Origin of the sequence: Dyella sp. ASV21 (assembly GCF_016428975.1) — a bacterium.
In the GTDB taxonomy this organism is placed as follows: domain Bacteria; phylum Pseudomonadota; class Gammaproteobacteria; order Xanthomonadales; family Rhodanobacteraceae; genus Dyella.
Window position 1 is genome coordinate 1 of record NZ_JAELTT010000023.1, and the last position, 25,086, is coordinate 25,086.

At 63.8% G+C, this 25,086-nt stretch carries 18 protein-coding genes and 1 pseudogene; 12 read left to right on the forward strand and 7 right to left on the reverse strand.

Features of this window, described 5'->3' with window-relative positions; genetic code table 11:
* Positions 1-858: pseudogene (locus JHD67_RS09950) on the forward strand (IS30 family transposase); the annotation flags it as partial.
* A gap of 40 nt (positions 859-898) precedes the next feature.
* Here the strand turns inward: JHD67_RS09950 and JHD67_RS09955 are convergent.
* Positions 899-2,338 carry a DUF1254 domain-containing protein gene (locus JHD67_RS09955; RefSeq protein ID WP_199099028.1) on the reverse strand — a complete coding sequence of 480 codons (1,440 nt, stop codon included), beginning with the start codon at positions 2,336-2,338 and terminating at the stop codon, positions 899-901.
* 184 nt (positions 2,339-2,522) lie between these two features.
* Here JHD67_RS09955 and JHD67_RS09960 point away from each other — a divergent pair, with 184 nt between their 5' ends.
* The gene (locus JHD67_RS09960; protein ID WP_199099029.1) at positions 2,523-2,936 is read left to right on the forward strand and encodes a hypothetical protein; all 414 of its coding nucleotides are present in this window, start codon (positions 2,523-2,525) and stop codon (positions 2,934-2,936) included.
* A 434-nt stretch (positions 2,937-3,370) separates the two neighbouring features.
* Here the strand turns inward: JHD67_RS09960 and JHD67_RS09965 are convergent, their stop codons facing one another.
* The 3 genes from JHD67_RS09965 to JHD67_RS09975 all read right to left on the reverse strand — a co-directional run bounded on the left by JHD67_RS09965 (position 3,371) and on the right by JHD67_RS09975 (position 5,172).
* Positions 3,371-3,724 carry a transposase gene (locus JHD67_RS09965; protein WP_199099030.1) on the reverse strand — a complete coding sequence of 118 codons (354 nt, stop codon included), beginning with the start codon at positions 3,722-3,724 and terminating at the stop codon, positions 3,371-3,373.
* A gap of 198 nt (positions 3,725-3,922) precedes the next feature.
* Positions 3,923-4,198 (reverse strand): hypothetical protein, encoded by a 276-nt coding sequence (locus JHD67_RS09970; protein WP_199099031.1) that lies wholly within the window; start codon positions 4,196-4,198, stop codon positions 3,923-3,925.
* Positions 4,199-4,239: 41 nt separating this feature from the next.
* The gene (locus JHD67_RS09975; protein WP_199099032.1) at positions 4,240-5,172 is read right to left on the reverse strand and encodes a hypothetical protein; all 933 of its coding nucleotides are present in this window, start codon (positions 5,170-5,172) and stop codon (positions 4,240-4,242) included.
* Between the two features lie 193 nt (positions 5,173-5,365).
* On the opposite strand from JHD67_RS09975, the gene JHD67_RS09980 reads away from it, so the two are divergent.
* Both JHD67_RS09980 and JHD67_RS09985 read left to right on the forward strand, forming a co-directional pair.
* Entirely contained in the window at positions 5,366-5,878 is a 513-nt protein-coding gene (locus JHD67_RS09980; RefSeq protein WP_199099033.1) for an ECF-type sigma factor, read from the forward strand.
* Complete coding sequence (locus JHD67_RS09985; protein ID WP_199099034.1) at positions 5,875-8,592, forward strand: serine/threonine-protein kinase; 2,718 nt, start codon at positions 5,875-5,877, stop codon at positions 8,590-8,592. Before JHD67_RS09980 ends, JHD67_RS09985 begins: the two co-directional genes overlap by 4 nt.
* A 145-nt stretch (positions 8,593-8,737) precedes the next feature.
* Here the strand turns inward: JHD67_RS09985 and JHD67_RS09990 are convergent, their stop codons facing one another.
* On the reverse strand, positions 8,738-9,517 hold the full coding sequence (locus JHD67_RS09990) for an alpha/beta hydrolase (RefSeq protein WP_199099035.1): 780 nt from the start codon (positions 9,515-9,517) through the stop codon (positions 8,738-8,740).
* Between the two features lie 173 nt (positions 9,518-9,690).
* On the opposite strand from JHD67_RS09990, the gene JHD67_RS09995 reads away from it, so the two are divergent.
* The 8 genes from JHD67_RS09995 (at position 9,691) to JHD67_RS10030 (ending at position 22,404) form a co-directional block, all read left to right on the forward strand.
* On the forward strand, positions 9,691-11,169 hold the full coding sequence (locus JHD67_RS09995; protein WP_199099036.1) for an HD domain-containing phosphohydrolase: 1,479 nt from the start codon (positions 9,691-9,693) through the stop codon (positions 11,167-11,169).
* Between the two features lie 255 nt (positions 11,170-11,424).
* On the forward strand, positions 11,425-12,378 hold the full coding sequence (locus tag JHD67_RS10000; RefSeq protein ID WP_233171790.1) for a helix-turn-helix domain-containing protein: 954 nt from the start codon (positions 11,425-11,427) through the stop codon (positions 12,376-12,378).
* An 83-nt stretch (positions 12,379-12,461) separates the two neighbouring features.
* On the forward strand, positions 12,462-13,508 hold the full coding sequence (locus tag JHD67_RS10005; protein WP_199099038.1) for a DJ-1/PfpI family protein: 1,047 nt from the start codon (positions 12,462-12,464) through the stop codon (positions 13,506-13,508).
* A gap of 209 nt (positions 13,509-13,717) precedes the next feature.
* Positions 13,718-14,872, forward strand: coding sequence for a DUF535 family protein (locus JHD67_RS10010; protein WP_199099039.1), 1,155 nt, complete (start codon positions 13,718-13,720; stop codon positions 14,870-14,872).
* Positions 14,873-14,895: 23 nt separating this feature from the next.
* Positions 14,896-15,414, forward strand: a complete 519-nt coding sequence (locus tag JHD67_RS10015) for a sigma-70 family RNA polymerase sigma factor (protein WP_343214348.1) — start codon at positions 14,896-14,898, stop codon at positions 15,412-15,414.
* Entirely contained in the window at positions 15,411-16,415 is a 1,005-nt protein-coding gene (locus tag JHD67_RS10020) for a FecR domain-containing protein (RefSeq protein ID WP_199099040.1), read from the forward strand. The genes JHD67_RS10015 and JHD67_RS10020 overlap by 4 nt, the downstream gene beginning before the upstream one ends.
* A 183-nt stretch (positions 16,416-16,598) precedes the next feature.
* Entirely contained in the window at positions 16,599-18,995 is a 2,397-nt protein-coding gene (locus JHD67_RS10025; protein ID WP_233171791.1) for a TonB-dependent receptor, read from the forward strand.
* 142 nt (positions 18,996-19,137) lie between these two features.
* Positions 19,138-22,404, forward strand: coding sequence for an autotransporter domain-containing protein (locus JHD67_RS10030; RefSeq protein WP_233171792.1), 3,267 nt, complete (start codon positions 19,138-19,140; stop codon positions 22,402-22,404).
* Between the two features lie 114 nt (positions 22,405-22,518).
* Here the strand turns inward: JHD67_RS10030 and JHD67_RS10035 are convergent, their stop codons facing one another.
* Both JHD67_RS10035 and JHD67_RS10040 read right to left on the reverse strand, forming a co-directional pair.
* Complete coding sequence (locus tag JHD67_RS10035; RefSeq protein WP_199099041.1) at positions 22,519-22,851, reverse strand: hypothetical protein; 333 nt, start codon at positions 22,849-22,851, stop codon at positions 22,519-22,521.
* Positions 22,852-23,076: 225 nt separating this feature from the next.
* The gene (locus tag JHD67_RS10040) at positions 23,077-24,972 is read right to left on the reverse strand and encodes an LTA synthase family protein (protein WP_199099042.1); all 1,896 of its coding nucleotides are present in this window, start codon (positions 24,970-24,972) and stop codon (positions 23,077-23,079) included.
* Positions 24,973-25,086 lie beyond the last annotated feature (114 nt).

Sequence of the window (25,086 nt, forward strand, 5' to 3'; positions counted from 1 at the left end):
AACGGTGGGAAGGATCACTATCGAGCCAGCCGCGCTGACCACCAGGCCTGGGATCGCGCGCGACGCCCCAAGGCATGCAAGTTAGTCCGTCATCGCGTCCTGGCGCGCCTGGTAGCCGCTAAGCTGCGGCAACAATGAGCGCCGGAACAGATTGCCGGCTGGCTCAAACATCGATATCCGGGCAATGAGGCGCGTCAGGTGTCGCACGAAACGATCGATCGGAGTCTCTTCATCCAGGCACGCGGAGCGCTGAAAAAAGAGCTTTTGGCGCACTTGCGGCGCACCCGAGCCATGCGCCGCTCGCGACACCATACGCAGAAAACGGCAGACCACGCGCAGATTACCGATGCGATCTCGATCCGCGAGCGTCCTGCCGAGGTCGAGGACCGGGCCGTGCCGGGCCATCGGGAAGGCGATCTGTTGTTTGGTGGCCGGAACAGCCAGATCGCCACACTGGTCGAGAGGTACTCACGCTTCGTCATGCTGGTGCAGGTGGATAGCCGGGATAGCCAAACGGTGACCGACCAGCTGATCAAGCACGCACGCAAACTTCCTCAGGAGCTGTTTCGATCGCTGACTTGGGATAGAGGGTCGGAGATGGCCCAACACCAGCGCTTCACGTTGGCCACCGACATCACGGTTTATTTCTGCGATCCCTACAACCCATGGCAGCGTGGGTCGAACGAGAACACCAACGGCCTTCTGCGGCAGTATTTCCCCAAGGGCATCGATCTCTCCGGGGTTACGCAAGGGCAACTCAATGCCGTGGCCAGGCGTTTCAACGGAAGGCCGCGAAAGACTCTAAACTTCGAAACACCGGCCGAACGATTTCATCAATTTGTTGCAACGACCGGCTGAAACCGCAACCCGAAGCGGACATTGGGCAGGGCCGGGAATGCTACTTCACTTCCACGAAGTCGCCTGGCTTCCACGCTCCATCAAATGCCGCTTGTTGCGGGCCATAGATGCGGAAATAAGTGAACCATCCTTTGCCGGGGATAGTCTGAATCCACTGCCCTTCATGACCGATCGGTGCCTTGGGACCGAAGTACAGATCAACAGTTGAGCCTGTCAGCCCTTTCAGTTCGAACATTGAACGCAGCGCGGCCTTGTCTTGCTTGGTCACGATCTCGCTTCGGGTATCCGGGTCGTACACAGTGATGGACCAGAACAGATTGGCGGGAACAGGTAGCGGCACCGACAACTTATAGGTCTTGCTGCCATCCAGGAATGCATTGTTGGCATCCCGCACGCCCAGCCAGTACATCGAGCCTGCACTCGCGTCACGGCGGAACATGGCGGGCGACTCGATCTGGGCTTGGTAGAACCACTTCGAACGGGCGTCCAGATCCTTGTAGGTGGGTAGATCGAAGGTGTCATCCTCGGGGCGTAGTACGGCCCATTCCCAATGACGGTCGGGCCAGACCACGCGGTCAGGGCGACGGTCGGCGAACGACTGCACACGCATTTGGTCGTTGGCCATTTGCGCCGCCTTCTCCAGAATCCGGGCCATACGCGCATCGGGCTCAAACGGCTTGCCCCTTTCTATGCCGAGCGTTGCCAGCCGCCCGTACTCCATGCGGTACGCCTCATAAGGCGGATCATTGTCGATGACGCTCTTGAGCTGCTTCCAGTAGTCGAGCTTGCGCTCCCAGCTCACCGGCGAGAAGTCTCCGGACTTCTTGCCTTGGTCGACCCACGTGATGCCTTTCCAATCCGGTGAAGGGTTGAGCGGGTGGATCTTGACCGTCTTTAGCAACGCCACGCCGGCAGCTTCATCGCCTTTAGGCGGAATTACGCGGACCAGTAGCAGAACGCGATCGGTCGTTGCCTCCACCGCGTGATATCCGGCAGGGATCGTCCCTTTGTAGCCGGGTGGAAGAATCAGGTGTTTGCCACCCTTTCCTTTGTCCGGGCCGGGTATGCCCATGTCCATCACGTAGCGCTGGTTCAGGTCGTTGACGACAGCCATCAACGGTCCGGCTGGCATCTCCACCACGATCGGGCCATGCGAGAGGTCTAAGTTTCCACCTGCATATGGCGTATCGGAATTGGGAGTGAACACAACTTGCTCCGGCGTACCGTGCAAGATCAGCATCACTTCGTTGGGCTGCGTTCCCGCGTTGATGTTGCCCGTCCACGTGCCCAGTATAGAAACCGTAGGAAAGAAGAACTTGTACGCCTCGATCGCACGTGCCAAATCAGCATCGTCGTACGCTTTCTGCACCGTCTCTGGCGTTGGGTAGCCGCCTTTGAAGGTGTAATCCTGTGCGACCAAGGGGCTCATGCTCGCGGCAGCGATCACGCAAGCAAGCGACCACTTCAAGTGCAAGTGCATGGCGGTCACCTTCGGCTATTAGGGTTTCGTGGATGAGATCACGAACAGTCGTGGCGGTTCGACCGCAGAAATACCGCACGAATTTGCGTAAAACTACTGCCTGTTGTGGCTGGCGCCGTAAGAAGACTTAGGTCTGTTTTCGATCCGGAGCGGACACTCCCAGCGAGGCCAGAAAGGAGGGCGGATGGAGTTGAAGGCAGAGGTTTGGGACCGAGTCATGGAGTTCGCGACCCTCCTCGCGAACGAGGACCGGACTGACCGATATTGGACGAACTACAACGCACTTAGGGACTACTGCGAGGCGCAACGCCTTGGCGGGTACAACCATCCGTTCTTATGGGAGAGTTTGGGGGACTTCACGACGAGCGATAGTGCGGCTATTCCTCTGTATCTTCGGGCATTGGAGGCGGCGACTGAAGAGGATGCCCGCGAGTATCGCGTATCGATCCGGTTTGCTCTCGCCGCGCGCTACAAAGCTATCGGGGAAGAGGGCTTGGCGTTCGAATATGCTATTGCCGCAGACGACGAGGCGCAGGGGCTTAGCGACTTGGAGCTGCGACGAAACATAAGCAAGTTTCTACTTGCACGGAAGTCATAGGCCCGTATATGGACTCCTCTCCGTTGCAAGCCTCCCGAGCTTTGGTGTCCGTGTCGACCGCACGCGTATATCCGGCCTCTGACAACCACAGCGCTTAGCGGTGCTGGGCCATGATGGGCTGGTCGCGCGCCGGCTCCCCATCGCTTTCTTGTGCTTTTAAGCACCTGGACCTTTCAGGGTTCTGCCGGCGCCGGTTTCGACCGGTTCGCCATCGTTCGGTGGGCTAGCAATCGTGGATGGAGGGTGTTCGGACGTTTCTTTCAGGCCGCCGCCAGGGCCGGTTGGTAATCGTGATGGTGACGGAGAAGTGCCCACGCAAGTCTCGCCGTTTTATTGGCAAGCGCCAGACAGGCGACGTTGGGATGGGCGCGCCGAGACAATCGCATGACCCATTGGCTCAATCGAGCATCCTTTGTCGGCGCGGTGCGTAGCGCCTAGCGAGCGCCATGCGCAAGCAGGCCACGCACGTACGCATCGCCGCGCTTACTGATACCCAGCAGGCGCTCCTTGCCACCCGAGCTGTGTTGGCGAGGCGTGAGGCCCTGCGATGCGGCCATCTGGCGGCCGCTGCTAAATTGCTTGCCATCACCGACGGCTGCGATCAGGGCCGTGACTCCGACCGGGCCCACGCCACGCAGATGCGGCAGACGCTTGGCTTCCGGATCGGTCTGCGCGATGCGCGCAATCGCCCGATCCACCTCGCCGGTGCGCTCATCGAGCGATCGCAGGTCGCGCCACAGGCCATCAAACAACGGAGGTTGATCGCAGGTGTCCGGTGCGGCCGGCAAGCATGTGTCAAGTTTTAGATCCCAAGCTATGCTGATATCCGCTTCCAAGCGGATGCGGATATCAGTGCACCGGCTATACGGGGTGCGAATGGCTCAATCGGTCCTTCGATTTGTGCATGCGTGCTTCGGATGTTGCAAGAGCTTCAAGACCCGTCTGTGCAGGGAAGGAGGCGCTGGATGTGGGGCGCCGCCCGAAGTTCATTGCGCGAGTACCCAGCCATTGTCCGTCTTGATGAAACGCTGGCGTTGCACGCCGGCCGGTCCCTGGACATCGCATTCGTAACCGCGGTCAGCGGACTTGCAGCCAAGCACCTTGATGGCATCAATCTCCCTGGCGTACATATCCGCGCCCTGCGAGCCTGCGATGGCAGTCATTTGTTTGCGAACGGCGGCCTTCACATCCTCGGTGCTGGGGCCGGATGAGCAGGCGATAAGAGTTAGCGTGGTCAACGCCACGGCGATTGATCGTTTCAAGAGAGTGTCCTCGTGGCGGGGAGATGGAATGGCGGGCAGCGTCAGCACGACGGCGCACTCGATGCTGCGAAGCCGGCGGCGGGAGGCTCGGCCAGGTGGAGTGCCTTGCGCGTGCTGGAACACTTCACCTCGATGGGCCCCAGCTCTTTCCCGCCCAAAGTCATCAGGGTCTTGCCCGTCTTACGGTCAACGGCCGTGATCGCATCAATGCCGAAGATGATGATGTCGTCCTTGGCGGGACTTGCGATGGTGGCGAGCGGGTGACCTTCGTATTGCGCGAAGACGTTCACGCTGCCGTCGCCGGCGCTACGTTGCGCGGACAGCGCGGCCTCGATCGCGCGTGCTTCGGCTTCGTCCTTGGGCTTGTAGACGGCCTCGTGCCCCGTCATTTCCCTCGGTATGCCGACGAACCGAAAGCTCCATGTGCCGTAGGGATGCTGGTTGCCGGTGCTCCGAAACACGCCCACGACCGTGCGTTCGTCGTCGCTGGCGAACAGCACCTTGAATCCGCCGGTGGCGGCGTCATACGGAAATACCTGCATCAGGCTATTGGTCCGCACGGCGTAGTCATGGCGCTGTTGGGCATCGCTGTATGCCTGGTCAAGCTCGGCGGCGTGGCTCTTGGCAATATCCGCGCGCTTGAATGTGTCGGTCTCCGCGCGATAGTCGCTCAGGTAGTCGAAGGCGAGCCTGTCCATGTCCTTGGGCGCAGCCGACCAGAACGCCGATCGCACTTGCTTGATAAGGCCGAGATAGACGGGGTCGGGAAAGCTGGGTGGCGACAGGTCGATCAACTCATAGGCGTCCATCGCCTTGGCTTCGCGGCGTTCGGGCGCCGTCGGTGTACTCGCCGGGATGCTGCTGTCACCGGACGCACTGGCGCCTGGTCCGGTGTTGGCGGGCGCGTCGTGCTTGCCGCAGCCGGCCAACAGGGCGGCGCTGAGCAGGCACAGGAGCGGGGAAGGGCTTTTCATGGATGTCCTTTCATTGGGCCTTAGGCAAGGCGAACAGGTCGCCTACCTACCCATACGGAGTCCGGTCGCCAAAAGCGCCATTCGATCCCATGAATCTGGCACCATGCCTGCGCGGTGCTCGGCGCGGCTCCGTCACTCCGCGGTGCGGAGGGCGCACCGGGCCTGGCTCCGGGTACATCGCCAAGGCCCGCCCATGTCTAATCCCCCCCTTTCTGCGGACGGCGATCTTGTCGCCGCGTCCTACGACGAACTCAAGCGCATCGCCCATCAGCGTCTGCGCAGGGGTGAAGCGTTGACCCTGCTCAATACGACGTCGCTCGTGCACGAGGCGTGGGTCCGTCTATCCGGAAGAGAGGGGGCGTGGCAAAGTCGCGCCCATTTCTTGGGCTATGCAGCGCGGGCGATGCGATCGGTGGTGGTGGATGCCGTACGCGAGCGATCGGCCTTGCGTCGCGGTGGTGATCTGCAGCAGGTCACGCTGGTCACGGACCTGCCGCCCCTTGGCGGCGACGAAGAAATTCTTCGCGTGCATGAGGCGCTGCAGGCCCTCGATAAGCTCGATGCACGCCTTGCGCGCGTGGTTGAGCTGCGCTACTTCGTTGGGCTGGATGAAGTGGAGGCGGCTGAAGTACTGAACGTTTCTCGCCGAACATTGCAGCGGGATTGGATAAAAGCTCGCGCGCTGCTGTGGGAGGCGCTGAAATGACGGAGTCCGATGCGGCTGCCTGGGCCCAGCTATCTCCGCTACTCGATATTCTCTTGGACCTGACACCCGAGGAGCAGGCGTCGCAGCTGGCTGCCTGGGAGCAGGACCGCCCGGCCGTCGTCACGCGCCTTCGCGAACTCCTGGCGTCCTCGCGGGACGCTGTCGCATCGAACTTTCTCGAGACGCTGCCCGCCCTGGCCAATGGTGGCCCCGTTCAACACCTCTCCATCCATCGCCCGGAAGACCGCATTGGCCCGTGGCGGTTGCGCACGTGCATTGGGCGCGGCGGCATGGCGGAGGTCTGGCTCGCTTATCGCGAGGATGGATTGCTCGATCGCGAGGTGGCGCTCAAGCTGCCGCTGCCAGGGTATGGCGCGGGTCAGCTTGGCAAGCGGTTTGCCAGGGAGCGCTCGATTCTTGCGGGGCTCAACCACGCGCATATCGCACGCCTGTACGATGCGGGCGTCGATACGAATGGCCAAGCGTGGCTGGCGCTGGAATACGTGGCTGGCGCGGACATCATGGACTGGTGCCATCAGCGAGAGGCGACCATCGAGCAGCGCCTCAGGCTATTCCTGCAGGTGTGCGATGCAGTGCAGTACGCGCATGGGCAGCTGGTGCTGCACCGCGATCTCAAGCCAGGCAACGTCAGGGTCAACGAAGAGGGGCAGGTGCGCCTCTTGGACTTCGGCATCGCCCAACTGCTCGATGCGGACGATGACGCATCCACCCTGACGCTCGCTGGTAGCGCGCCGCTGTCCTTGGAGGGCGCCGCGCCGGAGCAGATTCTTGGCGAACGCCCCGGCATGGCGGCCGATGTCTACGCCCTCGGCGTACTCCTCTATCGCCTGCTGACGGGTGCCAGTCCCTACGAGACAGAGCGCCCTGGTCGGCAAGCGCTGAGCCAGGCGGTGGTCGAATGCGTACCGCGACGCCCCAGTGAGCGGCTAAGCCAGCCCACGGCGCGCCGCGCGATCCGGGGCGATCTGGATACCATCGTCCTGAAGGCGCTGGAGAAGCAGCCGCGCGACCGCTACGCGACCGTGCGCGAGCTAGCCGCTGACGTGCAGCACTATCTCCACAGCGAACCTGTCACGGCCCGCCGTCCTGGCGCCTGGTATCGGTTGGCGCGATTTGCGGGTCGCCACAAAGTGGCGGTGTCCATGGGCGTCATGGCCATCGTGGCGCTGCTATGCGTCACGGGCATCGCGCTGCAGCAAGCCCGGGCGGCGCGAACGGAGGCCGCTCGTACCGAAGCCGTTTACCGGTTTGTGTTGAGCATCTTCAATCCGAAGAACCAACCTATCCCGGACACCAGCACAAGGAACATGCCGGCGCACGAGCTGGTGGCGGTGGCGGCCGAACGCGTTGCGAACAGCATGCCCGATCAGCCGCAAGCCCGGTTCCAGCTTATGCACGACCTCGCGGCGCTGACCACCAGCCTTGGCATGGCCGACGCGTCGGCTAAGCTTCACGCGGCCAGGCTCGCTCAGTCGCGCAACCAAATGGGTGAGCGCAGCCCGGAGTACGCCGACGCCCTGCTTGATCGCACCTCGGATCTGGAAGGGGAGGGCAAATACCCGCAGGCCTACCAGGATGCGAAGCAGGCGCTCGCCATTTACGAGGCCGCGGGAGTGTCTTCGCCCGATCGCCTGGCGCGCGCGCACTATCAAGTCGCGGCGTTTGGCATGCACTCGCACCCCGCAGGCGACGCGGATGATCTCAAGCACCTGCAGATGGCCGCGGAACTCTGGCGTGGCCGCTACGGCCAGAGTGAATACGGCTCCGTGATGGAGCGCATGGTCCAGTTCTACCTATTGTTGGACAGGCCTCAAGACGCCTACGAAGCCGCGCGCTCGGGCATGATCAACAATCAGCAGCAGTTTGGTGAGCTGAATTGGAAAACGGCAGCCGCTGAGGAGCAGACCGGGCTGGCGTTGAGCACCTTGCTGCGTCCCGCGGAGGCGGAGCCCCTTCTGCGGCAGGCCCTATCCACGCAAGACACCGTGTGGGGCGATGGCCACTTCCTCGTTGCACGATCGCGCATGTACCTGGGTAATCTGCTGGCCACCTCAGACCGGCATGTGGAGGCGCAGGAACTGTTGCGCACCGCCTCCGCGGAAATCCATGCCGAGCGATGGAAGGGCAACAAGGTGGTGCTGACCGGGTTCATCGATCAGGCGAATGCAGAATGGGACGACAAGTGGGGCGACCAGGCGCACGCGCTGGTCACCTGCGAGCCGTACTTTCAGCAGGTGCCGGCTATGCAGGCGCCGGTCCATGTTCGTCTGGATCTCGTCTGCGCGCACGTCGCCATGCGTGCAGGGCGTACAGCGGACGCCGAGCACCTCGTATCCGACGCCGCCTCCTTGGTTGCCGCCACCTGGCCCGCGGACCCACGCCGCATGGCGCCTGTCTGGCGGCGGCGTGCGGACCTCATGACGGTGTCGGGTGATCGTGCGGGCGCCATGCATGCGTATGCGGAAGCCATGCGACTTGCGGATGTCGATGACCTCGATACGCGAACCGGCGCATGGCTCAGCTTGGTCACGTTGGCTGGCGGGGTGCCCGACAGCACGCAACGCATGGCGATGGTCCAGTTGCTTACGCGCATAGAGTCGTCACCATCGGCGAGCTTCTATCGGCTGTATTCCGACCGCCTCCATGAGTCTCTCAGAGGGAGTATGGACATCCGTCGCGGACAGTCACTCTGACAGGGATCAAAGCCTTGCTTGGCTAGTGCCGGGCTTGGCGAGGAGCCGAGCCAGTCCTCGGTCAGTGGCGCTCAGGTGCCGGGGCATGCCCTCATCAAAGGAAAAGGGAGCGGAGCGCCTATGGCGCCCCGCTCCCTGGCTACCCTCACTTCTTGTCGTGCGCCGCCTGCTCAATGAGCTTGGCGACGACCGCCGGCTTGGAGACATAGATGGCATGGCTGCCGGAGGTTTCGACAACCGTCGAGCCTGCGCGCTTGGCCATCATCTGCTGTGCCTGGGGAGGGATCATGTGGTCGTCCATCGTGACCAGATACCAGCTCGGCTTCGACTTCCATGCGGGCAGGGTTACCTGTCCGCCCAAGGCCTGGACACCCCACGGCACCTGCGAATCGGCCATGAAGCTTGCTTCGGCGGCCGGTACGTCACCCGCAAAAGCGGCGGCGAACTTTGCGCGATCCAGGAACAGGAAACCGTCTTGCGGCGGCAGGATCGGCGGCTGCGCAGCATCCGGGGGCGGATTGGCGATCAGGCTCTGAACCGACTCACCTGCATCGGGTGCAAAGGCGGCGATGTACACAAGGCGCTGCACCTTGGGGTCGTTGCCCGCCTCGGAGATCACCACGCCGCCGTACGAGTGGCCGACGAGGACGACGGGGCCGTCCTGCTGGGCAATGGCGCGCTTGGTGACGGCCACGTCATCGGCGAGTGTCGCCGTGGGGTTCTGGACGATAGTGACGTTGTATCCGTCCTTCTTGAGGATGTCGTAGACCTTCTGCCAGCCGGAGCCGTCGACGAAACCGCCGTGCACGAGCACGACATTGCGGATGGATTCCTGCGCCTTGGGGGTGGCGGCGCCGGTGGCGGCCGCCGTGGTTGCAAAGGCCATGGCGGTGAGGGCGGAAAGGCCAAAAGCTTTGATGTTCATCAGATTCTCCAGAGGTTGTTTGACGAAACGAAGCGGGGCGTACATCGCGGGGGGAGGACGAATCGTGCGGTCGACCTTGAGACGAAGCTTGCGCGCCGGGATCGGCGCCCACCATCGGTTGAATGACCGAGGCCCTGGCGAGGCGGCTGCCGCTATGCTCCCCACCCATGAACATGTCCCGATCTGACGCAGAGGTTTCGAGCGTTGCCCTGCTTGACGTGGTCCGGTCGATCGCGTTCGTGGGTGACCTCGCCATGGGGCAGCCCATCGATCACTCGCCGCGGGTCGCCTGGATAGCCGGACAACTGGCCAGGGCAGCGGGGGCCGACGAGGTGGCCTGCGCGGAGGCGGCTACCGTGGCGTTGCTGCGCTGGTCCGGTTGCACCGCCAATGCCCCCGAGTTCGCTCGACTGGTAGGGGACGACGTGGGCGGTCGCAAGGCCTTGCTCGCCATCCAGTCCTCCAGCGGTGGCTTTCGCGCCGGCACCAAAGGCAGTGGATCGGCGTTTCACTCGTTGTCGCGCATCCACTGCGAGGTTTCCGGTGACATCGCCAAGGAGCTGGGATTGAGCGAAGCGGCGCAGTTCGCGCTGCGTCATCTGTTCGAAAGCCACAATGGCGCAGGCGCTCCGGATGGCTTGCACGGCGAACAGGTTCCATCCTCGGTCTACACGGCTTCGCTCGCCGGCGATCTGGACATCTTCCATCGCCTCTATGGCCTTGAGCAGGCGTGCCAACTCATTGGTCAGCGGGCGGACGTGTTGTATCCCATCGGGCTTGCATCGCTGCTTATCGACAACGCATCGCGCTGGCTGGCCGAACTGGAAAATGATCCGACGTTATGCAGCGCGTGTTCGCTCGATGCGGTATTCGCCGGTCGTACCACGTCGCTGGAAATACTGGCCGACATCATCGACCTGAAACTGCCATGGATGACCGGGCATTCGCGGCGCGTGGCGCAGCTGGCGAAAAATGCCGCGATGGCGCTTGAGCTGGACGAAGCCCGCCAGCAGAAGGTGTATCGGGCGGCGCTCATTCATGGCATCGGCCGCGCCGCCGTGCCGAACATGGTGTGGAATACACCTGGCAAGCTGATGGAGCCGGAGTGGGAGCGCGTGCGACTTGTTCCTTACTGGACCGGGCGGGCCGCGCGACAACTTGGCGCGCTTGCCGGCGAAGTGGATATCGCTTCATACGCCTACGAGAGGCCGGATGGCTCCGGTTATTACCGGGCGGTGAAGGCAGCCGGCATGCCTATCGAAGGGCGCATCCTGTCGGCGGCCACCGCCTTGGCCGCGCTACGTGCACCGCGTCCGTGGCGAGACGCCATGGATGCGGCCGACGCCATGGCATTGATGACGGCGGAGGCTGCCGCCGGCCGCCACGACGCGGATGTTGTCCGCGCGCTCTTCAAGGAACCTCGGGCGAGAAGCAGCAAACCGGCCATGGCACCGGTGACTGCATTGCTTACACCCCGCGAGCGCGATGTCCTGCGCTGGATCAGCCTCGGTGCGAGCAACAAGGAAGCTGCCCGCAAGCTGGCGATCAGTCCAAGCACGGTGCGCACCCATATCGAGAGCGTGTTCCGAAAATTGGAGTGCACCACGCGTGCGTCAGCTACGTTGAAGGCGACGCAACTAGGCTTGCTGTAGACGGCCCATGTCGAGATGGGCTCAGCGTTGATGATGGCTCTCTAAGGGGCCAGCAGATCCCCCATAAGTCCGCAGCTTCAGCGGCGGGGTGTTCCGGACACGTCGGAACATCGTTCAGTGATGGGTGGACTCCGTAGCCATGTCGGCGATTGCGTGGTGCGGTGCGCTGGCTTATCGTGGGGTGCCCATTTCGCACACGACGAGTTCAGCGCGCATGCCATCGCAAGCATGGACACGGTTGACGGTTGCGATGGCATGAGAGCCATCGGTCTGCTGGTTTACCCGCAGATGCAGGCGCTTGATCTGGTCGGCCCGCTCGATGTGTTCGGCGCGGCCAACGCACTGGCGAAAGGCGCAGCGCCCTATCAGTTCCATATCATCGGCCTGGGCAGTGCGCCGATACGTGCGGAGAATGGCCTCACTTTCGTGCCCGATGGCGCGCTGGAAGATGCCCCGCCCCTGGATACGTTGCTGGTACCAGGTGGCGCCGGCAGTCGTGTGGCGGATGGCGATTCACGGCTGCTCGACTGGTTGCGCGAGCGCGCCGGCAGCACGCGGCGCATGGTATCGGTGTGCACCGGCCTGTATATCCTGGCCGCCACCGGTTTGCTCAGTGGCCGCCGCGTGACTACGCATTGGCATTTTGCGGACGATATCGCGCGCCGATATCCCGATTTGCGGGTGGAGGCCGACTGCCTGTTTCTTCGCGACGGTCCCTATGCCAGCTCGGGCGGCCTTACGGCGGCCATGGATCTCGCGCTTGCCTTGGTCGAGGAGGATCTGGGCGCAGCGGCGGCGCTCGCCGTCGCGCAATTCCTGGTGATGTATGTGAAGCGGCCGGGCAACCAGGCCCAGTTCTCCGCGCCGTTGACGGCACAGGCGCAAGGCAGCGGGCGCATGGCGGCGCTGGTCGATTGGTTGATGGCGCACTTGGATCACGAGCTGACCGTGGAGCACATGGCCGAGCAGGTAGCGATGAGCGCGCGGCATTTCCGCAGGGTCTTTCTCGGCACCTTTGGCACGACGCCGGCGAGGTTCCTTGAGCGTTTGCGTTTAGAACAGGCGTGTTTGCGCCTGATCGAGAGCCAAGCCTCCATCGAGCGCATCGCCGCCGGCCTGGGGTTTCGTAGTGCTGATGCGTTTCGCCGCGCTTTTCGCCAGCGCTATGGGGCGACGCCGCGCGAGTATCGCGAGCGCTTTGTGGGCTGAGCTTGGCCGTATTTGTCGGCATTGTGGCCGTCACCGCTCGCGTATCGTGGTCACACTGCGGCTTTTCCTGGGGAGAGACGCCGATGAAAGGGCTTATATGGTTGACCGTGCTGGCCATGCTGCCGGTGGCCGGGATGGCGGCTGAGGCGCCAGCGAAGACCGCACCGCATGACGTCATGTTCCATGACGGCGCGCTCCAGGACGGCATGATCAAAGTGGCATTCGCCATCAGCGAACACGCCAACGTGATGGATATCGCCGGCCCTTGGGAGGTGTTCCAGGACACGTCCCTGAAAGATGCGAAGGGAAAGGAGATTTCGCCGTACGCGCTCTACACCGTTTCCGAAAGCACCGCGCCACTCAAAAGCGCTGGCGCCAATCGCCCGGGACTCACCATTACGCCGGACTACGATTTCGACCACGCGCCGCTGCCGGACATCGTAGTGGTGCCGGCACAGCACGGCAGCCCGGCGTTGCAAGCGTGGCTGCAGCAGTTGCACGTCAAGCACGTGACGGTGGTGTCGGTCTGCACGGGCGCGTTTCAGCTGGCCCGGGCTGGGCTGTTGAATGACAAGCACGCCACGACCCACCACTGGTACTTCGGCAACTTTGAGCGGGAGTTTCCCAAGGTGACCTTGGTCAAGGATGTGCGTTACGTACAGGCCGACCCGATAACCTTCACGGCGGGCGGCCTCAATTCCGGCATCGATCTGGCCCTGCATCTGGTGGCGGATCGGTTCGGCGAGCGTGTGGCGGAGCAGACCGCGAACTTCATGGAGTACCTCGGCAGCGGCTGGAAAACCAACCAAGGCATCGCTGCGCTGGATCTTCCCATCGAACGCCAGGATTGGGCAGGGCAGCTCGCTGGCGGTGAGCATGTGGTGCTGCACCAGGTGACTTACGGGGCCAGCCCCACCTTCACACTGGATATCCCTGCACAAAAGGTCACGCAGGCGCCGGTTACGCTGTCCAACAAGGGCAACGAGGTGACCCTGGCCGTGGCGATTGCAGGCCATCCCGCCACGTTCACCGGGCAGGTGGCCACCAGCGGCGACGCGATCAGCGGCCGTTTCAGCCAGGATGGGCGCGCGCAGCCGCTCACCTTTACGCAGACGCATCCAGCCGAGTGAGGTTTGGTGGCTCGCGCAACCACGTCCAGGATGGAACGGCCTGGCGGGTGAAGTGATGGGCTCCCCCTCGGTGGCGGGGGCGGGCAGTCGCGTTGTCAGTCTGGCGCAAGCTTTTGGGTGTGACGTAATTTTTTTCGAATTTCATTTCCGTTTTCCCCCGCTCGCCCGTCATAGCTCACGTCACAGCAACTACGTGGGATGGGCGCGCCTTGAACGAACGGACTCTTCTGCCAGGGGAGGAACCCCTGGATGCCGAACTGGTGTTCGCCGCCAGCGGTTGCGCCTTTGCGGCGCAACGCGGCTTGGAGCGCGAACTGCGCACGGCGGGGGCGTTGAGCCCGCGGGTTGCTGGACCTTTGGAGAGCCATGCCACGGATGGCCACTTTGGATGGGGTAAGTGGTTCGCCTCCTTGCGTGATCGTCACGACTGGGCGGGTTCGCCCTCGCAGCGACGCGTGTCGGCGGCCAAATACCTTGTGCGTGCGATCGGCATGGCTGTGTCGCACCACCGTTTCCTGACGTTCTTGCAGGATCACCCGCTGATGCGTGCCGCCGTGGCGCGCGATCCGCGCCTGCAGGAGCGTCATCTCCATCGCTTCGTCAATCGCCACTGGCATCGCCCCACGCGACTGCGCAGCATCGAAAGCCACTACCGCAGCATGCTCAAGCGCATGCCGGCGACGCTGTTCGAGGCGGTCTACGTGCGCGGGCGCGCCACCCTGGGCGAACTGGCGCTGAAGGACGACAGTCGCCTGCAACTGCACCTGCGCCCGTCCATTGCGATGGGCTGCGAGGGCGAGCTGGGCCTGGAGCTCACCGATACCAACGGCAGCATGCTGTATCGCCTGGTGTTCACCGTGATCGATGAGGTGCGACCCACGCTGACCATCGGTTGTATCCAGGGCCCGGACGGCGAGGACGGTCGTGAGCGCGTGCGCGTGCTTACGCGCCAGATGCATGGCATGCGGCCCAAGCAGCTGATGCTGGAGCTGGCCTACGCCTTTGCCGAGGCCTACGGCATCAAGTATGTGCTGGCGGTGGGTAACGAGGCGCATCCGCTGCACAAGCGCCGGCGCTTCCTGGCCGATTACGATGCCTTCTGGCTGGAGCAGGGTGGCGTCGCGTTGAACGGTGGCTGGTACGTGCTGCCGGAGACCTTGCATCATCGCAGCGAGGCCGACGTGCCCAGCAAACACCGCTCCAGCTATCGCAAGCGAGGCGAGCTGAGGGCACAGGCCGCCCAGCTGATCAGCCAGGCACTTATTCAACCCGCCCGTTGGCCGGAGCGGGAGCGGGTGGAGCAGGGGGTAGAATTACCCCGGGTGCTACCCGCGATGCTCGAGGGAGCTCGGTGGACAAGTTAGCCAAGGCCCCAGGACATGCCAGTGTGAACCTCGATCCTGCCCATGCCATGCGCGTGGCCGATCTGTTCCGAGAGCACAACCGTGCGCTGGTGGCGTTTCTGCAGTGCCGTCTTCATTCGTTTTCCGATGCGCAAGAGGTCGCGCAGGAAGCCTATGTGCGCCTGGTGACGTTGGAACGTCCCGATCAGGTGGAGTCGTTGCGCGCCTATCTGTTCAAAATAGCCTCCAACTTGGCGGTCGATCGCCTGCGCATGCGCCAGGTGCGCGAGGACAACCCGCTCGATGCGCCGGCGGACGATCTGCATCTGGCGCCTATCCCCGAGCGCCACGCCGCCGCCACGGACCAGTTGCAGAAGCTGTATCGCGCATTGCGTGAACTACCCGCCAAGACGGCACGCGCGTTTGTCCGGCATGTCATCGACGGCTGTGACATCGGCGTTATCGCACGGGACATGAAAATCAGCGAGCGCATGGTGCGCTATCACGTTGCCAACGCCCTGGCTCATTGCCGCGCGCGGGTCGACGAACCGGAGATGCCATGATGGCCAATACCCCGAACGAACAAACCTTGCGCATCGCCGCGGACTGGTGGATGCGCCTGAGCGACCCCGCGGCCGACGAGCGCACCACCGCGCAGTGGCTGGCATGGACGGATGAAGACAGCAGCCATCTGCTGGCCTTTGAGCGTGTTACCGAACTGGCCACGCGCCTGGGTCAATTGGGCGAGGTGACGCGTACGCGATTGCTGGCCGAGTTCGCGCCGACGGCTCCCGCGGCCCGTCACTGGCGCCCCTGGGCTGCGGCGGCTGCGGTGATGGCGATGCTGCTGAGCGGCTACTTTGGCTGGGCCGCGCTGCGCCAGCAGACGACCACGCAGGTTTATGCCAGTGGCGTGGCGTCGCGACGCGATCTCACGCTCGACGATGGTTCACGTGTGTCGCTGGGTGGTGCTACGCGCGTCACCACGCGTTTCAGTCACGATCAGCGTCAGGTCGAGCTGGCCGAGGGCGAGGCGTACTTTGAGGTGGCCCACAACGAGCAGCGTCCGTTTGTGGTGCATGCCGGCAAGATCACCATCGAAGACGTCGGCACCGCGTTCGACGTGCGTCGTACGGGCGATCGCGTCACCATCGCCATGGCCGAAGGCAAGGTACGCATCTTCGACGGTGTAAGCGGCACCCAGGATGGTTTCGAGGCAGTGGCCGGCGATAAGGTCTCCTACGACCCGCAGCACCCGGCGTTCCGCGTCACCAATACCAATCCGTCGCAGATTGCCGCCTGGCGCGATGCGCGGCTGGAGTTCGACAACGAGCCGTTGTCGGTGGTGGTGGCCAACATCAACCGCTACAGCGAGCATCCGGTACGCATCGTGGATGCGGATCTGGCGCCACTGACCTTTACCGGCACCGTGCGTACCGACGCCATCAACGATTGGCTGTACGCCCTGCCGGAAGTACTGCCGCTGCAAGTACGCGAAGAGGGTGGCCAGGTACTGTTGTCGCATGCAAAAAGCCATGCAGAGAACACCCCGGGGCAGCGCTAGCCGTCCGTTGGTAAACGCGTCGTCGCCACCCGGGCGGCGATGCGGTGACGCATGCCAGCGCCACCGCCATGAGCCGCAAGTCTGGCGTCAGACTGCGTTCATTCGCCGCGCATTGCTGTCAAAGTAACCACTGCCCGTGCCAAACTCGGCGCTTTCGCCTGGGGAGAGCCGAAGGGAATGAGGTTGCGTGCGCAGCTGCTCGTGATGGGCTGCTTGGTGATGTCGGCATGTCTGGCAGCGCCCAGTGACGCCTGCGCGGGTGCGGGTGCGCAGGCGTCGGCGCAAGCCCCGCGCATCGACTTCACCATCAGTGCGCAGCCGCTGGCCACCGCGCTGATTGCCTTCGGCAAGCAAGCCAATGTCCAGGTGCTCACCTCCGGTAGCGCGGTGGCGAGCTATCGCTCGACCGGTTTGAACGGCAGCTATTCGGCCGAGGCGGCCATCGCGCGCCTGCTGCAGGGCACCGGGCTGCTTTACGAGTTCACCGACAGCCATACCGTGGTGATCAAGCCGCATCCCTCGACGCAGTCAGGCCATGCGGTGGGCGCCGGTGAGCCGCGCGACGTCCAGGAGCTGCTGCCCGTGCAGGCCAATGCACTGGTCGGCAAGGACGTTGGCTTCATGGCCAACCTGACCAGCGCCGCATCGCGCAACGACGCCGACCTCATCGATGTGCCGCAGTCGGTGAGCGTGGTGACGCGCGACCTGATGAGTTCCCAGCAGGTACTCAGCGTGGCCGATGCGGTGCGCAACGTGGCCGGCGTGCAGTACATCGATGGTTCGGACGGCTTGCCGTTGTTCCAGATCCGCGGCTTCTACGTGGGCAATGGCCTGACCGACGGCATGCCCAACAGCATTGTCGGCTCGGGCGATTACCCGCCGCTGATCGGCTTGAGTCGCGTGGAAGTGCTCAAGGGGCCGCAATCGATATTGGGCGATACCACGGGCAACAGTTTCGGCGGCCTGGTCAACGTGACCATCAAGCAACCGCAAAGCGAACCTTTGCACGAGCTGAGCTATACGCTGGGCCAGCACGGCGAGGCGCAGATGGGCCTGGATCTGGCCGGTCCGCTTGGCCACAATCCAGCGCTGAGCTATCGCCTGGTGTTGTCGGGCGAGTACGCGGACCGCTCGCCGCAGGGTTATAGCAACAGGCGCAGCGCCTATATCGCGCCGTCGATCGCCTGGCGCACCTCCACCACGCAGTTGGTGGTGGGTGCGCAGCGCATCGAGAACCGTTTGCCGATGCCCGATCACGTGGTGTTGCTGGGCAATAGCCTTTCGTCGGTCTCGCCATTCGGCATTCTGCCGGGCAATGAGCGCGACTATGCCAACTACCAGACCGATCGCCTCTACCTGCTGCTGGACCAGCAGCTCAACGATACCTGGAGCTGGCGCAGTCGGGCGCAATACGTAGAGCAGCGCAACGACCAGAAGGGCTGGACCTTCTACAACCCTTCCCCCAATGGCGATGTGACGGCGGTGGCCGAGTCCTATCGCTACAACGATGCGTACTACTCCTGGCAGAACGATCTGGTCGGGGTGTTCGGCACCGGCCCGGTCACGCATACGGTGACCCTGGGTTTTGACTACTCGCGTTCGCGCATTGGTCATGCCGACGACTTTGTGCACGTCTACGGCGACGGTACCTATAACCTCTACAAGGATGCGCCGCTCCCCACGGTGCCCTCGGTGATTGCCATCGAGGACAACGAACCGATTTCCGGTACGTCGTGGTCGGTGGACAACGGCTTGTTCGCGCAGGATCAACTTTCACTCGGCGAACATTGGGATGTGCTGCTGGCCTTGCGCCGCGCGGCCTATTCGGTATCGACCGAGGACGTGAACGGCAACCCCTGGACGCCGCGCCGCACCAAGTGGGTGCCCAATGCGGGCCTGGTGTACAAGCTCACGCCCGATGTGGCGTTCTACGCGGCAACGGCCAGTGGCTTCCAGCCGGTGTCGTTCCTGGGTGAGAACGGTCGCCCGCTGGTGCCGGCGCTTTCGCGTCAGTTGGAGGCGGGGGCCAAGTTCAATCTGTTCGATCAGCGCGCGCGACTCACCGTGTCGCTGTATCGCATCATGCTCGATCACAGTTATCTGCTGGTGTCGCCGCAGCCGCCGAACTTCGCCGAGCTGGGCCCCGGGCAGACCAACCGTGGCGTCGAGGTGGAGTTTGTCGGCCAGGTGACGCCGGGGCTGGATATAAGCAGCAGCTATACCAACGCCGAGATCAGCAACCACGATGGCACCCTGGCCACCGGCGCGCCGCGACAGCGTTTCAACCTGTGGGCGAGCTATTGGTTTCAGGGCGAAGCGTTGCGTGGCTGGGGTGTGGCTGCCGGCATGCTGGCGCGCGGACGTTCTTACGGTCAGAGCTCCGATTACGAAACTTATTACGCCGTACCCGGGCAGGCCGAGTTCGGCGCCAACCTGTCCTATCGCACCCCGCACTGGCGCGTCACGCTAGGCGTCAAGAACCTCTTTGGGCGCCGCCTTTATGCGGACGATTTCAACGAGACCTTTGTGCCGGTGCGCACGCGTCGGGCCGTGCTGCTGAGCGGCAGCTACGACTTCTAGCGGGCGGCCCGCCACGCCATTTCCGTTTTGTAACCCTCGAACGTCTCAGTTGACGGGGAGCCTGCGCTAACACCGCGGGATAGACGGCTATTCGCCTTGGCAGGAGCTGGCGAAGCACCGATAAACGTTGAGGGGAGAATCGATGAGCAAGGTTGCATGCAAGCCGCTGGCCCTGGCGCTGGCGTACGGAATGGCGTGTTCGTCGTGGGCGCATGCGGGCGATATCCCGCTGGATATCATTCAGGAGAACTACGGCGGCGGTCAGTACGGCTACCGCCTCGGCATCAACGTGGGCGTCAACGGTGCGCAGCCGCAGGAATACCTGTTCGACACCGGCTCGGATTCGTTCAATATCGACGTGGGTTTGACCGCGCTCCACGGCAGCGGGCCGGCGTGGTTTCCCACCCAGCCCGGCGCGAGCGTGGGGCAGCTGAAGTTCTATCTGTACGGTGACGGCACCTATGGTTACGTGCAGTCGGCCACGACCGTGTCGAGTTTCCAGTTCTACAACGCCAGCACCGGCAACCAGGTGGCGAGCTACGCCACGCCAACGGGTGCACCGGTGGCGATCAACTATGCCTATGTCACCTCCACCGCCACGGGCGCCACGGTGGGCACCGCCAATGGCGTGACGCTGAAGGTCGATACGGGCTTTCAGCAGAATCTCGCCAACGGTGTGGCGCCGGAAGAGGGGCACTTCTACGGCATCGTCGGCGCCGGCGATTTCGGTAACGGCGTACCCGGCATGCTTACGTCTTCGGGCTATATCGTGGAGGCCAATGGCACCTCGGCGGTACCGGGTAGCTGCGGTGCCGGTTGCCTGATCATGGGCCTCACGCCGTCGCTGCGCGCGCAGTTTCTCAGCGTGGTGCCGTGGATTGGTGGCGCGCAGGGCACGTTCGCGCTGTCGGGTGCGCCTTCGGCCAACCAGTTCGATACCCAGTTCATGTATGCGCTGAGCGATGGCAAGCACACATCCAGTGCGTCGTTGCCCACGCTGTTCGACACCGGCACGCCCAACATCATGTTGATCGACAACGGCGTGGGCCTGCTTTCGGGGGAAACCGCCGCCGGTCACATCAACGCGTATGGCGATGAGATCCCTGGCATCACGCTCACCACCACCGGCGTGGCGCCAGGCGCGCAGCCCAGTTCGGTAACCAGCGGCGACGATTCCAATGGCGATTACACCAACGTGGTTACGGTGGGCCCGTACGGCGGGTTCCCGAATGGCGCGATCTACGGCATCGGTTTCTTTTTCCGCAATGCGGTGATGTACGACCTGGCCAACCAGTCCACCGGCTACACGCCGTTCTACGTGACCGATACCGACATGGCAGGTGGCCTTACGGTGACCTCGGCGATGGGGCCCTTGGGCCTGGCGGGCGTGATCTCGGGCAATGCACCCTTGGTAGTCAACCAGGGTGGCATCGCCAACCTCAGTGGCATCAACACCTATACCGGCATCACCCGGGTGGATGCGGGCGGTTGGCTGGGCCTGGCTGGTCCGGGCAGTGTGGCGCAATCGTCCAACGTGCTGGTGAACGGCGTGCTGGATATATCGCGTGCGGCCCAGGCGACCAACATCACTTCGCTGTCGGGCGCGGGCATGGTGCAACTGGGCAACAACGTGCTGATGCTGTCTCACGCATCGGGCAGTTTCGCCGGCCAACTCACCGACGGGGGCCTTAGCGGCGCCGGTGGCGGTGGCGTGGTGATCAGCGCCGGCCAGGAAACCCTGAGCGGCCAAAACACCTACACCGGTGCGACGGGTATCGCGGCGCAAGGCACGCTCAACCTGACGGGTTCTTTGGCCGCTGGCGTGGTCAACCTGGGCCGCTTTGCCAACAACGGCAATGTCGGTGGCTCGGTGCTCAACGAGGGGTGGCTGCAGAACAACGGCCGCATTGCCGGCAATCTTGCCAGTAGCGGTGTGCTGACTGGTCAGGGCCACGTCGGCGGCAACCTCAGCGTCACCGGCACCGTGGCGCCGACCTATCAGGGCTTCGTGGTGGGCGGCAACTATCTGCAGGGCGCCGGTTCGGTCTATCTGGTCGCGGCCAACCCCTTGCAGTCGGGTATATCCAGTCAGATCAACGTGAGTGGCCAGGCCACCCTCAATGGCGGTGCGGCGGTGGCGCTGGCACCCTCGTCGGCGGGGCAGCCTTACCTGCTGGGCGCGCGCTATACGGTGTTGACGGCGGCACAGGGCATCAGCGGTGCCTATGTGCTGAGCGGTACGACGCAGCTCAGTGCCGTGCTGGGCATTGCCCAGGCCGCGGATGCCCAGCACGTGTACCTGGACGTAGTGCAGCAGCGCAGTCTCGGTGTGGTTGGCGGTACGCGCAACCAGGTCGCCGCGTTGAATGGCGTGCAGTCGCTGGCGCCGGCCAATGCGCTGTTCAGTGCGGTGACCAACCTGCCGAACGATGGCGGCATTCGCGCAGCGGCCGATCAGTTGTCGGGCGACATCTACGCCAGCGCTCGGGGGGCCTTCCTCGAAGACAGCCACTTTGTGCGCGACGCGGTCACCGGTCACCTGCGCCAGCTGGAGAGCACGGTGACGGAAGGCAGCGACACCGCAAAGCTCGCCTGGTGGGGGCAGTTCATCGGCTCCTGGGGCCATCGCGACAGTGATGGCAACGCGGGCGGTGTATCGCGCGCGCTGGGCGGCTTTGTGATCGGCGCGGATGTGCCGCTGGGCGAGCGTAGCCACCTGGGCGCGGTGGGCGGTTATACGCAGACTTCCTTGCAGGTCGGTTCGCGCCATGCCTCCGCTTCCAGCGATGACGCGCACCTGGGCGTGTATGCCGACACCCGTTGGGGGCAGCTGAGCCTGCGCGGTGGTGCGGCATATACGGAGCACACGCTGGACGTCACGCGGACGGTGGACTTCGGCCCGGTGGATGTGTCGCCGCAGGGGCATGCCACATCCGCCACGGAGCAGGTATTCGCGGAGACAGGGTATGCGATCGAGCGTGGCGCCACGGTGTGGGAGCCATTTGCCCAGGCGGCCTACGTGCGGTTGGACAACGACGGCTTCAGCGAGCATTTGGCAGGCGCCGCCGCGTTGAACGGTCGTGGCGAGGACGATACCGCCAGTTACACCACGCTCGGTGCACGGGTGGCTTCACAGTTCCAGTTCAATGGCGATGCCTTGAGTGCGCACGCCATGCTGGGTTGGCGCCATGCCTTTGGCGACGTGGTTCCGCATGCCGCGTTGCATTTCAGCGGTGGCGTGGACTATGCGGTGGAAGGTGCGCCGTTGGCACGCGATGCGATGGTGGTTGATACCGGGCTGGATCTGGCGGTCACCAAGAACGCCAGCATCAACCTCGCCTACAGCGGCCAGCTCGGCCACCACGCGGTGGACAGTGGCTTCAAGGGTGGCTTCCTCTGGCGTTTCTAAGGAAGGTTTGAACAGGTCAACGTCTGTCGTCGGGATGTTGCCTGCGTAGTGCGCAATAAAAACGCCCCGGGAGCGAACTCCCGGGGCGTTGTGTGTGACGACTGCCGTCTGCTCTTACTTGGCGCCGCTCGAAGCTTCCGGCTTGGCTGCGCTCTCGCCGGTGGCCTCGGTTGCCGCCTTGGCCTTGTGACCGCTGTGTTGCTTCTTGGCCTTGTGGCCAGCGGCCTGCGTGGTGTCGGCAGCCTTGGAGGTTGCATCACTTGCCTTGGAACTCGCGTCGCTCGCCTTCATGGCGGTCGCGTCGCTCGCCTTGGCGCTTTCCTGCGTTGCTGCACCGGCGGCCGTGGTAGCGGCGGCCTTGGCCGGAGCCGTGTCCTGCGCAAACGCGGGAACGGTCATCACGGAAGCAGCGGTGACGATGAGAGCGGCGAGCAGGGTCTTGCGCATGAGGAAAACCTCCAGTGGGGAAATGCCGCGAAGACGTTGCTTCGTGGCTGGGATCAACGCTAGCCCTGATTCGCCATACCGAACCTGAACCGATCCGGCTCCCTTTAGCGCGCAGACAGATGGCTGAATCGACGCTTGGCGATGCGCGGAAAGCGCGTGCCGGCCCACTTGTATTCCTTCGAAAACGGCCGCGTGGCTCGTTTCGTTTGGACGTCCATCCCACGTCTAGTGCGTAACGCCCGCCGCGTCCCTGGGCGACTCGTCGGCATGCTCCGGTACGGAGCCGGCCAGCTGGGCCTCGGGACGAGGCAAGAGCGCATCGAGCTTGCCCTTCATGCGCAGCAGCGCGACGTTAGCCATATCCCGATCCACTTGCTGTTCGGTGGTGTCCTCGGGCGGCAAGGGAGCGCCGGGAGCGCGGGTGAGTGCCGCGAGCTGCTTGCCCACCACCTGGGTAAGCGTGAAGTAGCCATCGTCATGCAGGCCGGCTTGCTCCAGCAGGCGACCGGGCAGCATCCACGACGCCAGCGATTCCTGCTCGGCGGGCATCGGATTGCGCGGGTTGACCAAGAGCCACGTGCCGGCCTGGCTGAGCATGTCTTCGCCATCCACGAAGCCGGTGGCGTCGAAGACCTGGGTAAGGGCGGGGAGATGATCGCCGTAGAACAGCAGCAGGGTTGGTCGGTCGCGCTTGGCCAGCAGGTCGGCGAGGCGGCCCAGCTCCTCGTCGGCGTGGTGCAGGTGATAGAGATAATTCTGCAATTCCACGCGGTCCTGCCCCGTGATATTCGCCGGTACCGGAATGGCATCGCGTGCCGCGGTATCGGCAGGTGTCACGTCGTACGGGCCATGGGCTTCGAGGCTGATGGCAAAGATGAACTGCGGTGGGCCGGCGTCCTTCAGCTGGGCCATGATTTCGCTGGTCATCGCGTGGTCGGCCATGTACTGGCCATCCATGGGCGCGTTGGCGGGAAACGCCGAGCGCGCGATGAAGCGGTCGAAGCCGATGGCGGTAAACGCGGTATTGCGGTTCCAGAAGCCGGGATCATTGCCATGCAGTGCCACGGTTTCGTAGCCCTGCGCGCGCAGGCTGCGTACCAGGCTGGGCACGATCTTGTGGTTCATTTGCAGGTACGGGAACTGCAGATCGTCGAAGTAGCGCAGCGACAGCCCGGTCAGCACTTCGAACTCGGTGCGGATGGTGCCGCCGCCGAAGGTGGGTACATGCAGCGCGCCGCTGGCGCCTTGCGCGGCGAGGCGTCGCAGCTGCGGGGTAAGGTTGGCGTGCTCGAAGCCCTTCATGATGGACGGATCGAAGAACGATTCGCTCTGCACCACCACGATGTCGGGCGCTTCGCCGTTATGGCCATTGGCGAACAGGCGTTCGCGCAGGGGCAGGTTGGCGCGCGCGATCAACGCCTGTGCCGCTGCCGGGTCGGGCTTCTGGCGAGTGTGTCCGTGGTGAAGGTGAAACATCAGCAGCGAGCTGAGCAGGCCGGAGTGTTCGGCCGTGGCCGACGCCGACCAGGGCTCCAGCCACAGATGATGGCCGCCATAGATTTTCATCCAGCCAGGAACGCCGGCCAGCAGGCTGCCGAACAGGCCGAGCAGAAGCGCACCCGATGCCAGTCGCTTGCCGCGCGTGCGGCGTGCGAACAACGGTGCCTCCAACCGCCACGCCGCTACGATCAAGGCGATGGCCGCGAGTATGGCTAGATAAGGCCACGGGCTGGCAGGCAGGTAGCTGCCCAACAGCTTGAGGCCGCCGCGCCGCAATTGGCCGAGCATGCGGAAATCCGCCGGCATAAGCGGCGTATGCAGGTTGCTTACCTTCAACGCATTGACGGCATAGACCAAGGCTTGCAGCAGGAACGCCAGGCTGAACGAGAGCAGCAGGCGCCGACTCACTACCAGCAGCAACGTCGCCAGCAACAAGCCAGGCAAGGCATTGGCGAGAAGGAAGCTGGGTTGGCTCCATGCCTGCGACAGGCCCACCCCTTCGCCGCCATCGATCAAGCCGGTAGCCAGGGTAAACACGACGACCGCCAGGAGTGTCAGCCCCAGGCGGGTGGCGGTGGAACGGTCCCTCAGCGGGGGCCGGCATGTGGCTGGCTGGGTCATGGCATCCGTAGACGGGGTCTGACATGGCGCGGACATCGAAATGTAATGTCTCGGATCTGAATCAATCGTTGCCCGCCGTTGGCCTTCATTCATGCCAGGGAAAGGCGGGCGGCA

Excerpts from the sequence above, each read along its gene's own strand:
- JHD67_RS09980 (WP_199099033.1), top strand. The coding sequence starts at position 5,366 with ATGTCTAATCCCCCCCTTTCTGCGGACGGCGATCTTGTCGCCGCGTCC.
- JHD67_RS09975 (WP_199099032.1), bottom strand. The coding sequence starts at position 5,172 with ATGAAAAGCCCTTCCCCGCTCCTGTGCCTGCTCAGCGCCGCCCTGTTG.
- JHD67_RS09985 (WP_199099034.1), top strand. The coding sequence starts at position 5,875 with ATGACGGAGTCCGATGCGGCTGCCTGGGCCCAGCTATCTCCGCTACTC.
- JHD67_RS09990 (WP_199099035.1), bottom strand. The coding sequence starts at position 9,517 with ATGAACATCAAAGCTTTTGGCCTTTCCGCCCTCACCGCCATGGCCTTT.
- JHD67_RS10020 (WP_199099040.1), top strand. The coding sequence starts at position 15,411 with ATGATGGCCAATACCCCGAACGAACAAACCTTGCGCATCGCCGCGGAC.
- JHD67_RS10030 (WP_233171792.1), top strand. The coding sequence starts at position 19,138 with ATGAGCAAGGTTGCATGCAAGCCGCTGGCCCTGGCGCTGGCGTACGGA.
- JHD67_RS09955 (WP_199099028.1), bottom strand. The coding sequence starts at position 2,338 with ATGCACTTGCACTTGAAGTGGTCGCTTGCTTGCGTGATCGCTGCCGCG.
- JHD67_RS10005 (WP_199099038.1), top strand. The coding sequence starts at position 12,462 with ATGAAAGGGCTTATATGGTTGACCGTGCTGGCCATGCTGCCGGTGGCC.
- JHD67_RS09960 (WP_199099029.1), top strand. The coding sequence starts at position 2,523 with ATGGAGTTGAAGGCAGAGGTTTGGGACCGAGTCATGGAGTTCGCGACC.
- JHD67_RS10035 (WP_199099041.1), bottom strand. The coding sequence starts at position 22,851 with ATGCGCAAGACCCTGCTCGCCGCTCTCATCGTCACCGCTGCTTCCGTG.
- JHD67_RS10040 (WP_199099042.1), bottom strand. The coding sequence starts at position 24,972 with ATGACCCAGCCAGCCACATGCCGGCCCCCGCTGAGGGACCGTTCCACC.
- JHD67_RS09995 (WP_199099036.1), top strand. The coding sequence starts at position 9,691 with ATGTCCCGATCTGACGCAGAGGTTTCGAGCGTTGCCCTGCTTGACGTG.
- JHD67_RS10000 (WP_233171790.1), top strand. The coding sequence starts at position 11,425 with ATGAGAGCCATCGGTCTGCTGGTTTACCCGCAGATGCAGGCGCTTGAT.